This window comes from Phaeobacter gallaeciensis DSM 26640 (assembly GCF_000511385.1).
In the GTDB taxonomy this organism is placed as follows: domain Bacteria; phylum Pseudomonadota; class Alphaproteobacteria; order Rhodobacterales; family Rhodobacteraceae; genus Phaeobacter; species Phaeobacter gallaeciensis.
The window spans coordinates 12,337-25,407 of the sequence record NC_023139.1; the positions used below are offsets into that span (position 1 = coordinate 12,337).

General features: G+C 59.7%; 13 protein-coding genes. 5 read left to right on the forward strand and 8 right to left on the reverse strand.

The window, feature by feature from the left end; all coding sequences use genetic code 11:
* Nucleotides 1–154 precede the first annotated feature (154 nt).
* Both GAL_RS20155 and GAL_RS20160 read left to right on the forward strand, forming a co-directional pair.
* Entirely contained in the window at nucleotides 155–949 is a 795-nt protein-coding gene (locus tag GAL_RS20155) for an aspartate dehydrogenase (RefSeq protein WP_024099435.1), read from the forward strand.
* Between the two features lie 19 nt (nucleotides 950–968).
* Nucleotides 969–1,916, forward strand: a complete 948-nt coding sequence (locus tag GAL_RS20160; protein ID WP_024099436.1) for a LysR substrate-binding domain-containing protein — start codon at nucleotides 969–971, stop codon at nucleotides 1,914–1,916.
* On the opposite strand, the gene GAL_RS20165 is transcribed toward GAL_RS20160, so the two are convergent.
* The 7 genes from GAL_RS20165 to kynU form a co-directional block, all read right to left on the reverse strand.
* Nucleotides 1,911–3,173: a TRAP transporter large permease gene (locus GAL_RS20165; RefSeq protein WP_024099437.1), complete on the reverse strand. Its 1,263-nt coding sequence runs from the start codon at nucleotides 3,171–3,173 to the stop codon at nucleotides 1,911–1,913. The genes GAL_RS20160 and GAL_RS20165 overlap by 6 nt on opposite strands.
* Entirely contained in the window at nucleotides 3,170–3,715 is a 546-nt protein-coding gene (locus GAL_RS20170) for a TRAP transporter small permease (protein ID WP_024099438.1), read from the reverse strand. Before GAL_RS20170 ends, GAL_RS20165 begins: the two co-directional genes overlap by 4 nt.
* A gap of 90 nt (nucleotides 3,716–3,805) precedes the next feature.
* Entirely contained in the window at nucleotides 3,806–4,786 is a 981-nt protein-coding gene (locus GAL_RS20175; RefSeq protein ID WP_024099439.1) for a TRAP transporter substrate-binding protein, read from the reverse strand.
* A gap of 152 nt (nucleotides 4,787–4,938) precedes the next feature.
* On the reverse strand, nucleotides 4,939–6,444 hold the full coding sequence (locus tag GAL_RS20180; RefSeq protein WP_024099440.1) for a tripartite tricarboxylate transporter permease: 1,506 nt from the start codon (nucleotides 6,442–6,444) through the stop codon (nucleotides 4,939–4,941).
* 12 nt (nucleotides 6,445–6,456) lie between these two features.
* Complete coding sequence (locus GAL_RS20185; RefSeq protein ID WP_024099441.1) at nucleotides 6,457–6,879, reverse strand: tripartite tricarboxylate transporter TctB family protein; 423 nt, start codon at nucleotides 6,877–6,879, stop codon at nucleotides 6,457–6,459.
* Nucleotides 6,880–6,941: 62 nt separating this feature from the next.
* Complete coding sequence (locus GAL_RS20190) at nucleotides 6,942–7,889, reverse strand: tripartite tricarboxylate transporter substrate binding protein (protein WP_024099442.1); 948 nt, start codon at nucleotides 7,887–7,889, stop codon at nucleotides 6,942–6,944.
* 190 nt (nucleotides 7,890–8,079) lie between these two features.
* Entirely contained in the window at nucleotides 8,080–9,330 is a 1,251-nt protein-coding gene (kynU, locus tag GAL_RS20195) for a kynureninase (protein WP_024099443.1), read from the reverse strand.
* A gap of 107 nt (nucleotides 9,331–9,437) precedes the next feature.
* Between kynU and GAL_RS20200 the strand changes: the two genes are divergently transcribed.
* The 3 genes from GAL_RS20200 (at nucleotide 9,438) to GAL_RS20210 (ending at nucleotide 12,319) form a co-directional block, all read left to right on the forward strand.
* Nucleotides 9,438–10,160: a GntR family transcriptional regulator gene (locus GAL_RS20200; RefSeq protein WP_024099444.1), complete on the forward strand. Its 723-nt coding sequence runs from the start codon at nucleotides 9,438–9,440 to the stop codon at nucleotides 10,158–10,160.
* Nucleotides 10,161–10,276: 116 nt separating this feature from the next.
* Nucleotides 10,277–11,707: an NAD-dependent succinate-semialdehyde dehydrogenase gene (locus GAL_RS20205; RefSeq protein WP_024099445.1), complete on the forward strand. Its 1,431-nt coding sequence runs from the start codon at nucleotides 10,277–10,279 to the stop codon at nucleotides 11,705–11,707.
* A gap of 45 nt (nucleotides 11,708–11,752) precedes the next feature.
* Complete coding sequence (locus GAL_RS20210; protein WP_024099446.1) at nucleotides 11,753–12,319, forward strand: 3-hydroxyanthranilate 3,4-dioxygenase; 567 nt, start codon at nucleotides 11,753–11,755, stop codon at nucleotides 12,317–12,319.
* Nucleotides 12,320–12,695: 376 nt separating this feature from the next.
* Here the strand turns inward: GAL_RS20210 and GAL_RS20215 are convergent, their stop codons facing one another.
* The gene (locus GAL_RS20215) at nucleotides 12,696–12,905 is read right to left on the reverse strand and encodes a hypothetical protein (RefSeq protein WP_024099447.1); all 210 of its coding nucleotides are present in this window, start codon (nucleotides 12,903–12,905) and stop codon (nucleotides 12,696–12,698) included.
* Nucleotides 12,906–13,071 lie beyond the last annotated feature (166 nt).

Below are 13,071 nucleotides of genomic sequence, written 5' to 3' on the forward strand. Positions count from 1 at the left end.
CGCCACGCGGGGGGCGCCATAGTGGTCGGCGCCCAGCATTCCGATCAGCCGGGCAGAAAACAAATCCAAAGAAGTGATCCTGATATAACCAAAATTGCCATCAGGCCGTCCTGAAAAGCGGATATCAGAGGGGCAAACGAACGAGGATTGCATAATGAAAATCGCTCTCATCGGGTTTGGTGCCATGGCGCGATATGTCGTGGATCAGTTGGCGAACAGCCGGATCGAAGTCGCTGCTATTGTCGTGCCGGAGTATCAGGTCGCGCCGCTGTGCGACGAGTTTGGCAAGCGGTTCAACTTCGTCACTGGAGTGGCAGAGGCGGGGAACGACATTGGCCTGTTTGTTGATTGCGCGGGTCATGGCGCGCTGTTGCAGCATGGAGCCCAAATCCTTCGTGCGGGATATGACCTGCTGACCGTGTCAATTGGGGCGCTCGCTGATGCAGCGCTGTTAGACAAACTTGACCGCGCCGCCGCGGTCGGGGGCGGTAGCATTCGCTTGGTTTCCGGCGCGATTGGCGCCTTAGATTCGCTGCGCGCGGGCCGGATCGGAACGCTGCAGGCGGTGCGCTATATCGGACGCAAACCGCCGCAGGGCTGGGTCGGCTCTCAGGCGGAGCAGGTCTTGGACCTTGGCGCTCTGACCGGTGCGGCGCAGGTACATTTCCGCGGCACCGCCCGCGAGGCAGCATTACAGTACCCGAAGAACGCCAATGTCGCCGCTGCGGTGGCTCTGGCGGGCATCGGGTTTGACAATACGCAGGTGGAGTTGCTGGCGGATCCTAGTGTCAGCCGCAATATTCACGAGATCGAGGCTGAGGGCGATTTTGGTTCGTTCCGCTTTTCCATTGAGGGGAACCCCCTGCCGTCAAACCCGCGCACCTCTTCGCTTGCGGCGATGAGCGTGATAGCTAGCATCAATCAATATGCCGAGCGCATTAAATTCTGATACGTCAGGAAGATACCAAATGGTCAGCCGCCACACTCGGATCGTTGAAAAGGTGCAAACCCGGCTGAAGTTCCGGCAGCTACGTCTGTTGGTGGCGGTTGGACAGCACCAGAACATTCAAGGTGCAGCGCGGGAACTGAATGTCTCGCAGCCCGCGGCCACCAAGATGATTAAGGATCTAGAGCTGGATTTTGAGGTCCAGCTGTTTGACCGCACCAACCGTGGCGTCATCCCCACCGCCTATGGTGAGGCGCTGATCAGGCAGGGACAATTGATTCTGGCGCAGGTGTCAAACGCCGCGCAGGAGCTGGATGACCTCAATGATGGCAGTAGCGGACGGGTGGTGATCGGCTCTCTTCTGGCAGCTTCGTCGGGGCTGTTACCGCAGGCGATCGATCAGCTGATGCGTGAGCGGCCGCACGTGGCGGTAAAGGTGGTCGAAGGCACCAATGATGCGCTTATGCCCGCGCTGCGCCGCGGCGCGATTGACATGGTGGTCGGGCGGCTGCCAACCCACCGTCACCGAGATGAAATTGCTCAGAGCAAACTGTTTGATGAAACCATCGTGGCGGTGACCGGCCCGGACCATCCGCTTGTGGGGCAGAGAGGGCTGAGTTTCGAAGACCTGAAGCCTTTCGGCTGGATCCTGCCTCCCCCCGAAACCAGCCTGCGGCGGCAGGTCGACATGTTCTTTGGCGCTCAGGGCATGTATGCACCTGCGTCTCATGTGGATTCGGTATCCTTTCTGACCAACCGAAGCCTACTGCAGCGACGCTCCCTTATCTGCCTGATGCCGCGCCATGTCCCGGAACAAGATATCGCCTGGGGTAGCCTGTCCAAGCTGGACTGGCAGGTGCCCTTTGGTGCCGGGCCAGTTGGGATTTCACTGAATGCCAAGGCGCGGCTGTCACCGGCTGCCAAGGCGCTGATCGGTTATCTGGAACAGGCCGCCGCCGAGCAGTCATAGCAGCGCGGTGGACAGTAGAGGCCAGTAGCTAAGCGCCACTAAAACAAAGGCTACCGCAAACAGGAATGGCCACAGCGCGGATAGGATTTCAGCCACCCGGATGCCAGTCATTGATGAGGTGATGAACAGTCCAACGCCCACCGGTGGCGTTAGCAGACCCAGCACCAGATTCAGGCACAGCACCACGCCGAACTGGAACGGGTCTATGTCATAGGAGCCGGTGGCAATCGGCAGCAGGATCGGGGTGACCAAGATCACCGCCGCAATGCCGTCGATCAACATGCCCACAAATAGAAGCATCGCGTTAACAATCAACAGAAAAAGAAATGGGTCGCTGGTGATGGCGGTGATGGATGCAGCTAGCTTCTGTGGCAGCGCCTCGTAAACAACTACCCAGCCAAATACATTGGCTGCTGCGATCATGAACACAACCATGCCGGAATTGACGGCAGTGCGGCGGAACAGGCTGAAGAGCCGTGGTATGGTCAGCCGTTGGCCCGAGAACCAGGCCATCGCAAACGCCACCAGCGAGGCGACGGCAGCGGATTCGGTAGGCGTCGCCACGCCGAACAGGATGCCGCCGATAATGGTTACGGGTATCAGGCTGGCGGGCAGGCAGCCCAGTAACGCCTGTGCTGCGTCTGACCGTGACATCCATTGCCCCTGCGGGAATCCTTGTGCGATTCCAATGAGAGTGACGACAATGACAAAGGCTCCAAATAGCAACAGTCCCGGGAGAATACCTGCGATGAACATGTCGCCAATCGGTAGCTGCGCCAGGACGCCGTAGATCACGAACATCATCGATGGCGGCACCACTGGCGCCAAGAGGCCGCCCGCAGCGGTCGTCGCGGCGGCAAAGCCGGGGCGGTAGCCTTCCTGCTTCATCGCGGGCACCATGGCGCGGCTCATCACTGCGATTTGACTGGCGGCAGAGCCGATGATTGCTGCCATGAACATGTTGGCCAGAAGATTGATATAGGCAAGGCCGCCGCGAAAACCACCGACAAAAACCCGTGCGGCCTGTACCAGACGTCGGGTCATGCCACCCTCGTTCATCAGCTCCCCGGTCATCATGAACAGCGGGATCGCCAGCAGTCCGTAGTTTTCAAGACCAGAGAACAGCTGCTGGGCGAAACTGTCGAATAGCACCGCGTTCCCGCTGGCTTGCACATAGGTGATTGCAGTCAGGATAAGCACGAAGGCCACCGGCACCGCGCAGAACATGCAAAGAATGAAAACGGCGACTGTCGTCATGATTGTTCCTTGCGGTCGGCCGCGGTGGTGAGGTTATTGAGGAGGTTATTGAGGCTGTGCAAGATCAGGCCGAAAGCAAAGATCCACATAATGGACCAGACCCAGACCTTGCGTACCCCCAGGGTGCTGGTGGCCTCGGAATAGATGAAATTGAAGGTGGCGCCCTGGAAGGTTTCAACGTCAAAGCCAGCGCGCGCGAACTCCAGCGGTAGGAACCAGCGCCAACAGAACCAGGCGGTCAATAGCGCCAGCGCAAAGATCACCGCATCGACGAGGCGCGATAGCATCTGTGCGATAGCTTGCGGCAGGGCGTCGGTGACAATGGTGACGGCGACCGCGTCCTTATGGTGGACAGCCGCTGAGGCTGCCAATAGCGTCATCCAGATCATGGCATAGATTGCCAGCTCATCTACCCAGAACAGCGCAAGGCCGAGGTTGCGGGTCAGCACGTTCAGCAAGATCAGTGCGGTGACCGCGGCGGCAAGAGTGGCGGCACAGGCCAATTCCGCCCGTGCCCATTGCCGGGAGAAAGTCTGAAGCATTGGGAAAAGCCATGAGTTGGGTCTTGAATATCAGGGCAGGGGCGGGGCTTGTCGCGGCCGCCCTTGCCGTAGTGGCGGGGGAGTGCGCGGCTAGCGGGTTGCCTCGGCTGCGGCACGGATGGCGGGCAATGACGGCGCCTCTGCAGCCCATTTTCTGTCCCATTCATCAATGACACCTGCGAAGAATTCCGGCCCGACCTTGGTCATGGTCAGGTCCAGTGCCTTCAAATTGTCCAACCACTCCGGCTCCTTTGCGGTGTAGGTGTCGATGGTGCTGTCCAAGTGCTTCGCCATCAGCTCCGCGATCATCTCGCGATCTTTTGCGTCGAGATCTTTCCATACGCGCGCCGAGACGAGCCCAACCACGGGGAACATCATATGATCGCTTTGCACGATGGTCTTGGCGTGCTCGTGGTACTTTAGCACCCAAATCAGCTCTGCATCCATGTCAATGGCGTCGACTTGGCCGTTGGCCAGCGCATCATAGACACTGGGCAGCGGCATCGGGGTCGGCGCCGCGTTCAGTCCCTCATAAAAGTCGAAGATGGGTGCAAATGGCGTGATCCGCAATTTCAGGCCGCTGAGGTCCTCGGCGCTGTTCACTTCCTCGCGCGATACGATTTGGCGCAGGCCAGCCATGCCGAGTCCCAGCCCGACAACACCAGCCTTGGCCGGTAGCGGCTCCAGCATCTGCCGTGCGATATCAGAGCGCAATATGCGCCCGGCGTGGTCGATGTCGGCGGCAAGATAGGGCGCGTAGAAAGCGCCCAAATCCGGCACTCGGTTGGAGACTTCGGCCACGGTAAGAAACGCCATGTCGAGCGCGCCGGTCTGCAGTTGCTGCAGCATCTGCGCCTCGTTGCCCAGTTGGCGCGCCGGGAATACCTGCACGCTGTGCGCTCCGTCTGAGGCTGTGTTGAGTTCGTCGGCAAAGGCCTCTGCCGCTTTGGTCCAGATGTGCGGCGGCGGCGTCAAGAGCCCCAGTCGGAACTCTGCCGCCTGTGCGCCCAGAGTGAAGCAGCAGGCCGCCGCTGCAGCTACTGCGGTTTTGAGTGACTTCAGATATACCATGCGTGATCTCCCCTTTGCGAGCTTGGGCCCAGCATGGGGAACGGTCTGATAGTTCAGCAACTTGTAACACGGCAATCTGGTATAAATTAATGATATACCTGACGGGGTGCCGAGCGTGCGCCCGACACCTCGCCAAGGGTTGTTCTACGCGCTTAGACGGGCCGGGCGTGGCGGTCTTTCTTGTGCATGTGAAGCGCTATGAAGGCCAGATTCACCACCAACAGGGCCAACGCCACAGGGTAGTTCGTCAGTTCCTGTAGAGATCCGCCGGTGAGGCTGTAGGCCTGCGACAAGGTGGTTTCAAAGCGGCTGCCCAGAAAGAAGGCGATGATGAACACGATCACTGAAAAGCCCAACGCTGAAAGAACCAGTCCCAGCAGCGTGCAGGCCAGCATGGTGTAGAGGCCGAACATGCCGCCCGCGCCCAGGTAAACGCCTGTAATGCACAGTAGCAGCGCTAGGGTAAAGATCACCAGCTCCGGTGCCCTGACCACCGCAGACCAAAGCCGCATGCCTGCCTGGCCGACCCAGAAGTTCATGAAATTGGCAGCGATCATCGCCCCAAACAATCCGTAGATCAGCTCTGCCTGTTGGTCGAACAACAGCGGCCCCGGCTGGATGCCATGTATTTTGAAGGCACCGATCAGTAGGGCTGCACCGACGCTGCCGGGGATACCCAGTGTCAACAGTGGGATCAGGTTAGCCCCAACCACCGCAGAGTTGGCCGATTCCGCCGCCGCGATGCCTTGGATATTGCCTTTGCCGAAACTGCTCGGATCCTTGGCGCTCTCGCGGGTGGCGGCATACGCAATGAAGGCTGCTGCGGTGGACCCGATACCGGGTAGTGCTCCCAGAACCGTGCCAATTGAGGCGCCGCGCAGCATCGCAAAGCGGCAAGACCAGTACTCGTGCCAACTGATGCTGCGGTCGGCGGCGGGCTGGTCGGCTGGGATCTCCACCGCGGGGCGCGACAGACCGCTGCCTTGGGCTAAGCGGCGCAGCACCTCGGGCAGCACGAGAATGCCCAAGGCAATAGCTTCCAGCGGAATGCCGTCATAGAGCTCAGTCTGGCCGAAGATCAGTCGCGGGGTGGCGTATTCTGGGTCCAATCCGACGGTTGCAAGCAGCAGCCCCAGGAACAGAGCCACACCGCCGCGGGCGATGGTGCCTCCGACCAGGCAAACGATCACGGTAAAGGCAAGCAACAGCAGAAATAGGATCTCCACCGGTCCCAATTTCAGCGCCACGATGGCCAGCGGCGCAGAGACGGTGATCAGGATAATATCGCTGGCGGTGTCGCCGGTGACTGAGGAATAAAGCGCCATCCGCATTGCCTTCAATGGCTTGCCCTGCCGCGCCAGCGGAAAGCCGTCGAGTGCGGTGGCAGCGGCGTCGGGAGTGCCCGGGGTATTGATCAGCACCGCAGGCACCGCGCCGCCTACCAAGCCGCCTTTGCCAATGCCGACTAGGAAGGAAATTCCCACTAGGGGGTCCATGACAAAGGTAAACGGAATTGCAATGGCGATCGCCATCACCGGACCAATGCCGGGAACCGCCCCGACAAATTGGCCGAGTACCACCCCGGCCAGCACATACAGCAGAACCATCGGGGTGAATGTTCCCGCCAGTCCTGCCAGAATTACATCAAACGGCACCATCGTTCCCCCTCCTCAAGGCAAAAGACGTCCAAGCAGGACTTCGAAAATGGTCCAGATCAGCAACGGTCCTGCAAGACCGCCTATGACCAACCACAGCGGCCGGCGCTCCCCCACCAGCCACAGCAGCGTCAGCGCCAGCGCCGGTGCGGCCAAGAGAAACCCGAAGTGTTTCATCGCCAGGACTCCGGCCATGGCGATAAAGTAAACACCGGCAGTTTTTGCTGTCTGCCGCAGATCAAGCGCGTATGCTTCCCCGCGCTGGCAGGCCAGCGCGCCACCGAACAGGCCGATCACTGCGGCATAGACGCTGGGCAGAACCTCGGGCGGGATTGAGCCGTCGGGGTAGACGAGTTCTGTCTGTGCCGGGATCACGCCCCAGATCATCGTCGCAGCGAAAATGACAAAAAAAACACCGGATATGCGTTGCAACGTCATGGCTTTCTCCTGTCGCAAAGCCCCGCGGCACAAGTTGCAGCCACGGGGCTAGGGATGGGGCGTTACTGAGCAAACAGAGCGCCGATGGGGCCCAGCGAATCCTGCATCATCTGCCGGGTACCCTCGGGGCCGAGGTTGACTGCAGGGGCGCTGACCGCGTTCTGCACCACCGTTTGCACGGCCTCATCGGCCACGGCTTTGTCCATGGCATCAGCAAGCGCGGTTTTTACGTCGGAGGGTAGGCTTCCGGGGGCTGCAATGTAGAAATAGGGAGCGATGAAGAAATCATGGCCGGATTCGATCAACGTTGGCACATCGGGGGCAGAGCTGAGCCGCTTGTCCGACAGGCTGGCGATGGTCTTCATCTGACCCTCTTCGATGAACGGCAGATGGGCGCCAGTGCCGAAAGCGGCATCGACCTGACCTCCAAGTAGCAGTTTATTCATTTCGGCGCCGCTTTCGGCTTTCACCATGCGGAAATTAACGCCTTCCTGCTGGCCGATCTTTTGCAGGATTGCCTTTGCGTCTGGCGCATCCCAGGCAATCTTGGCAGAGCCTTCCGTGCGGGCAAATTCAACTAGTTCCCCGATCGAGGAGAACGTTGCATCGCCGCCCGCGATCAGTGCGGTTTCTGCCACGGTGACGGTGCCGATGTAGTCAAAGCTGTCCAGTGTAAAGGGCACCGAGTCGGGACGCTGGCTAAGCGCCATCAGCGGCGGGATGTTCACCGCCATTCCCAGTACCAGCCCGTCGGGTGCTTCGTTGACAAGAGCGCTGAGCATGGCGACACCGCCGCCGCCGGGGCGGTTTTCCACCACCACATCCCAGCCTGTCTGGCGTTCGATGGTGGCCGCGAGCACCCGGCCCATGGTGTCGGTCTCGCCCCCGGCGCCAAAGCCAATGCGCAACACAATGGGTTCTTCCGGCGTCCAGGCAGCCGCCGCTTGCGGCAGACTGAGGGCCGTTGCAGCTGCAAATGCAGCAGTCTTGAGCAGGTTATTGAGTTTCATGTGGTCCTCCCGTTGGTTTTTGAAATCTTTGGCTCTGCGCACTGGTGGTGGCCACGGGGCATCATTCTGCACCCGATGGGATGCAGAGTTTCAGGCGCAGGGCAGGCAGCGTCACAGGATGCGCCGCCAAGGCGGTCCCGTGAAGTCAGTGGTTTAGGGGCAGATGCCGCACATGGAGCGCGGCGGCCGATCAGGTTACGGTGTTGACGACGTTAAAGCGGTCTTCTTTCCACTCTTCAGTTCTCATCACCTCATAAAGGTGGTTGGCGGCGTCCCAGACATCGGCAAAGCGCAGGTACAGCGGCGTGAAGCCGAAGCGCATCACGTTGGGCTGGCGGAAGTCGCCGATCACGCCACGTGCAATCAGCGCCTGCACAATGGCATAGCCGCCCTCGGCATGGGTTAGTGAGACCTGACCGTTGCGTAGCGTGCCGTCTTTCGGGCTGTAAAAGCCGATACCAAAGTCATCAGCGAAGCTCTCAACCAGCTGGACGAACAGATCCGACAATGCCCGGCCTTTGGAATAGAGATCGGTGATATTAACATCATCAAAGACCGCTAGTCCCGATTGCAGCGCGCGCATCGACAGGGTGTGCTGGGTGCCGCACAACAGCGCACGGGCGCCTTCACCCTGGCGGTAGCTCTGCTCGAATTTGAAGGGGGCGGCATGGCCATGCCAGCCGGAGAGCGGCTGGGTGAACTTGCCGTGGTGGCGCTTGGCTGCATAGGCATAGGCGGGTGATCCCGGCCCGCCGTTGAGGTATTTATAGGTACAGCCGACAGCGAAATCGACATTCAGATCGTGCAGATCGACCGGGATCACTCCGGCAGAATGGCACATGTCTACCATCACCAAGGCGCCGCGTTCATGCGCCAGCTTGGTCAACGCCTTTACGTCGCGGATCACGCCAGAGCGGTAATCCACGTGGTTCAGCATCACCACCGCTGTGTTGGCGTCGATCATATCCTCTATCCGGTCGCCGTCGCGGCCTTCCAATGCCAGGGTGGCGCCGTCCAAAGTGGATCGGACGCCCTCTGCCATATAGAGATTGGTTGGAAAGGAGGTGCCCTCTGCCACGATTTTGCGACGGCCGGGCTGCATCGAAAGCGCTGCGTGCAGAGTCTTGTAGATGTTGAGGGAGGTGGTGTCACAGACCACAATCTCGCCCTCGCCGGCGCCCAGCATCTGAGCAAGACGATCCCCCAGCGTGTCGGTCAGCATGAACCAGCCGGCGGTGTTGTGGCTGCGGATCAGCCCCTTAGCCCATTCTTCGCGCATGGTTCGGTCAATGCTGTCGAATACAGCTTTCGGAGCCGGACCCAGAGAATTGCCATCCAGGTAGATGGTGCCTTCTTCAATGAAGAATTCGTCGCGCTTGTGCGCCAGCGGATCTTGGCTGTCTAGAGCCTCAGCGGCGTTGCGGGTGGGGGTGAGGGCCATTGGCTTTCCTTCTCGGGCTGGGTGTGCGACTGATAAAAACAAGTGAACACCTAGAATCGTATATGATTTAATTTATCGTATACGATTATTTCTTTGGAGGTCAATCAGTGGATTTGCCCGCGTCGTCAAAATCGGAAATGGCCTATCAATTCCTTCTCAAGCAGTTGATTGAGGCGAAAATTCCGCCAGAGGCGCCGCTGCGGATCCCGGCATTGGGAAAGGATAGCGGCCTAGGTGTGACGCCGATGCGCGAGGCGTTGCGGCGACTGGAGAGTGAACGATTCGTGGTGATGGAGAACAATCGTGGCTTCCGCGCTGCGGCGGTGACGCAAGCAGAACTGATGGACCTGGAAGGCTGTCGGCTCGTGATCGAAACCGCCCTGCTGCGCGAGGCGATTGCGCATGGTGATGATGTCTGGGAGGCAGGGATCCTATCCAGCCACCATCTGCTGGCCAAAGCGGTCGAGCCGGCGGAGACAAGCAACCTTGATGACTTGCGGTTGTGGTCGGACCGGCACCGCGGTTTCCATAGGGCGCTGTTGGTGGCGTCGCGCTCACAATGGCTGAATTTGTTCTACGATCAGATATCCAACCATCTGGACCGACATTTCTTCAGCATGTTCACAGGCGACAACCGCAGTAAGTTCCTAGGGAGTCCGGAATTGATCTCTCACAGCCGTGCCGCCCTTGGCATTGCGCATCACACCAAGCTGATGGAGGCGGTATTGGCGCGCGATGAGGATCGGGCCGTGCGCCTGCTGGAAGAGCACGCGGGCTTCACTCGTCGCTTCTTTGACCGGGTGGAAGACCAGAGCGAAAGCAGCCCGTAGACCGGTGGGCGGATTGGCTATCAGGAAACAGCATATCTGCTTTCCCGGATATCAGTTGAACGCTTGTGCCAGGCCTGCGCCTAATCGGGTCGTTCAATTCCAGGAGGCGCAGGCACATGTATCCCGATCTCAACCTCTTTATCGATGGCCAGTGGCGGAAGGCGGAGCGCAGTATCGCTGTCGTTAACCCGGCCAGCGAAGAAGAATTGGGGCAGCTGCCCTGCGCCGGTCGCGCGGATCTGGAGGATGCGCTGGCGGCGGCGGAGCGGGGGCTGGCGGTCTGGAGCCGCACCGCGCCGCGTGAACGTGCCGATATCATCCTGCGGGCCGCCGCGCTGATGCGCGAGCGGCAGGAAGTGATCGCACAGACCATCACAGCCGAGCACGGTAAGCCGCTTGCACAGGCCCGGCTGGAGGTTATCCGTGGCGCTGAGTTCTTTGAATGGGATGCAGGTGAGGCTATGCGCGCCTATGGGCGTGTCATTCCGGCGGCGGCGGGCTCAAAACTGTCAGTCCATCATCATCCTATCGGGGTGGTTGCGGCATTCTCACCCTGGAACTTTCCCATGAGCCAGCCTGCTCGCAAGGTTGCGGGGGCGCTGGCATCGGGCTGTTCGATTATTCTGAAGGCAGCCGAGGAAACGCCCGGCGGCGCGGTGCATATCGTGCGCGCATTTCAGGATGCGGGCCTGCCGGCTGGGGTCCTGAACCTGGTGTTCGGGGTGCCCTCAGAGATCTCTGAATATCTGATCCCACAGCCGGCGGTAAAGCTCGTGGCTCTGACCGGGTCCACTGCCGTAGGGCGCCAGCTGACAAGTCTTGCTGCCAGGCACGACACCCGCGCGCTGATGGAGCTGGGCGGCCATGCGCCCGTCATTGTCTGCGAAGATGCGGATGTGGAAAAGGCTGCGGTCAGTGGCGCCATCCGCAAGATGCGCAATACCGGTCAGGTCTGCACATCACCGACCCGTTTTTTTGTTCATCGCAGCATTTTTGAGGAGTTCAAGGCCCGCTTCACCGAACGTGCGGCCGCAACCGTCGTTGGCAACGGCGTGGAGCCGGGCGTCGAGATGGGGCCAACCGCCAACGAGCGCCGCCTCCCGGTGCTGACGGCGCTGGTCGAGGATGCGGTTGCCAAGGGCGCGGAGCTTCTGACCGGCGGCGCGCGGCTAGGCGAGCGGGGCTATTTTTTCCAACCTACAGTGCTGGCCGATGTTCCGCCTGAGGCTCGGATCATGCAGGAGGAGCCTTTTGGGCCGATTGCGGTACTGAACCCGGTGGCAGATCTGGATGCAGCCATCGCGGCGGCAAATGCGGTGCCCTACGGGCTGGCGGGCTATGGCATGACAAACCGCGCCGATTACATCGACCGGATGATCGACGAAGTCGAGGTTGGCAACCTTTCGATCAACACGTTGGAGGCCTCTCTACCGGAAACCCCCTTTGGTGGGATCAAGGCCAGCGGCCAGGGCCGCGAAGGTGGCGCCGAGGGTTTGGACAGCTATCTGACTGTCAAGAACGTTTGGCATTCCCGCAGCATCGCCTGAAGCACTGCGCGCAAGGCAACAGTTATAGTCCCAAGGAGATCAAACATGTCCAATCATCCTACTCTGAAGCCCTTCAATTTTCAAAAATGGCTGGCGGAGAACGCGGACAAGCTGAAGCCGCCGGTCGGCAATCAGCTGCTGCACAAGGACGGCGACGGCATGATTGTCATGGTGGTCGGCGGTCCCAACACCCGCTGCGATTTCCATGATGATCCGGTGGAGGAATGGTTCTTTCAGCAGAAGGGCGACATGATGATCAAAATCGCGGATGGCGGTAAGATCTATGATGTGCCGGTGCGAGAGGGTGAGGTATTCATGTTGCCGCCGCATGTGCGCCATGCGCCGCAACGCCCGCAGGAGGGCTCAATCGGCATCGTCGTCGAGGCGCCGCGCCGGCCCGGTATGAAAGAGGGCTTTGAGTGGTTTTGCTTCAACTGCGAGGCGCTGGTTCACCGTGAAGAGGTCACACTGGATGGTACAGACGGCATCGTCTCGGCATTGCCCAAGATTTACGAGGCATTCCACTCCAATATCGAGGCGCGCACTTGCAAAACGTGTGGTGAGGTCCACCCAGGTAAGGGCAAGCCGCCACAGGGATGGGTTCAACTTTGAACTGACCCCCAGTACGGGGGCCGTCGGAAATTCTGATTGCGCGGCGCTCACCACGGCGAGCGCAGTTGGCGGCTTTGGTTTCGATATGCCGAGGCAACAGGGGGGGAAGCTGGGAATATCCATGCAAGCTTATCTCCTCGGACCATCTTGCCAAGGCTACATCAAAGCCTTGGCTCAAAATGGACTAGGTCGGCGATCGCCTCGCCATCACGCGCTCAGATCGGTTCGGGTGCTCTCTCAACTAACTCATGTACATCGTCGCGAACCTGAAAACGCGAGAACTCGGAGTGATCAGCCTCGAAAAACAGCTCGATGTCATGCGCACTGGCGGTGGGGAGCAGCGCAGACTATCAACTGCGCCGCTGGTTAGCTGTGGTCAGTTGTTGTCGACCAGGTCCTTCAGTTCATCCGCAATCTGCGTATCGGCATCGGCTTTGTCTACCTGGTCAGCCAGATCCCCCTTAAGCGCACCCTCTGTGTCTGCATGGGTGGGATCACCATTTTCACCCGCACGATTTTTCAAAGGGATATGCTGTTCAGATCCATTCAGATCATACAGCTGCTCTTTCGGTTCGAACTTTGTCATGGGACTTGCTCCTGTTCAGCTCAGATCAGCCGACGATCGCCGACTTAACTGCGTTTGATTGATATATAATAAGAACAGTCGACGCGGCAGAAGGTTCCTGCTGCCCGCCAGTCCAAGCCGTTTTCAGCATCTTATCTGACAGCTCGCGGTCAAATCCCTGATGTCA

Excerpts from the sequence above, each read along its gene's own strand:
- GAL_RS20190 (WP_024099442.1), bottom strand. The coding sequence starts at position 7,889 with ATGAAACTCAATAACCTGCTCAAGACTGCTGCATTTGCAGCTGCAACG.
- GAL_RS20170 (WP_024099438.1), bottom strand. The coding sequence starts at position 3,715 with ATGCTTCAGACTTTCTCCCGGCAATGGGCACGGGCGGAATTGGCCTGT.
- GAL_RS20185 (WP_024099441.1), bottom strand. The coding sequence starts at position 6,879 with ATGACGTTGCAACGCATATCCGGTGTTTTTTTTGTCATTTTCGCTGCG.
- GAL_RS20215 (WP_024099447.1), bottom strand. The coding sequence starts at position 12,905 with ATGACAAAGTTCGAACCGAAAGAGCAGCTGTATGATCTGAATGGATCT.
- GAL_RS20175 (WP_024099439.1), bottom strand. The coding sequence starts at position 4,786 with ATGGTATATCTGAAGTCACTCAAAACCGCAGTAGCTGCAGCGGCGGCC.
- GAL_RS20210 (WP_024099446.1), top strand. The coding sequence starts at position 11,753 with ATGTCCAATCATCCTACTCTGAAGCCCTTCAATTTTCAAAAATGGCTG.
- GAL_RS20160 (WP_024099436.1), top strand. The coding sequence starts at position 969 with ATGGTCAGCCGCCACACTCGGATCGTTGAAAAGGTGCAAACCCGGCTG.
- GAL_RS20180 (WP_024099440.1), bottom strand. The coding sequence starts at position 6,444 with ATGGTGCCGTTTGATGTAATTCTGGCAGGACTGGCGGGAACATTCACC.
- kynU (WP_024099443.1), bottom strand. The coding sequence starts at position 9,330 with ATGGCCCTCACCCCCACCCGCAACGCCGCTGAGGCTCTAGACAGCCAA.
- GAL_RS20155 (WP_024099435.1), top strand. The coding sequence starts at position 155 with ATGAAAATCGCTCTCATCGGGTTTGGTGCCATGGCGCGATATGTCGTG.
- GAL_RS20205 (WP_024099445.1), top strand. The coding sequence starts at position 10,277 with ATGTATCCCGATCTCAACCTCTTTATCGATGGCCAGTGGCGGAAGGCG.
- GAL_RS20165 (WP_024099437.1), bottom strand. The coding sequence starts at position 3,173 with ATGACGACAGTCGCCGTTTTCATTCTTTGCATGTTCTGCGCGGTGCCG.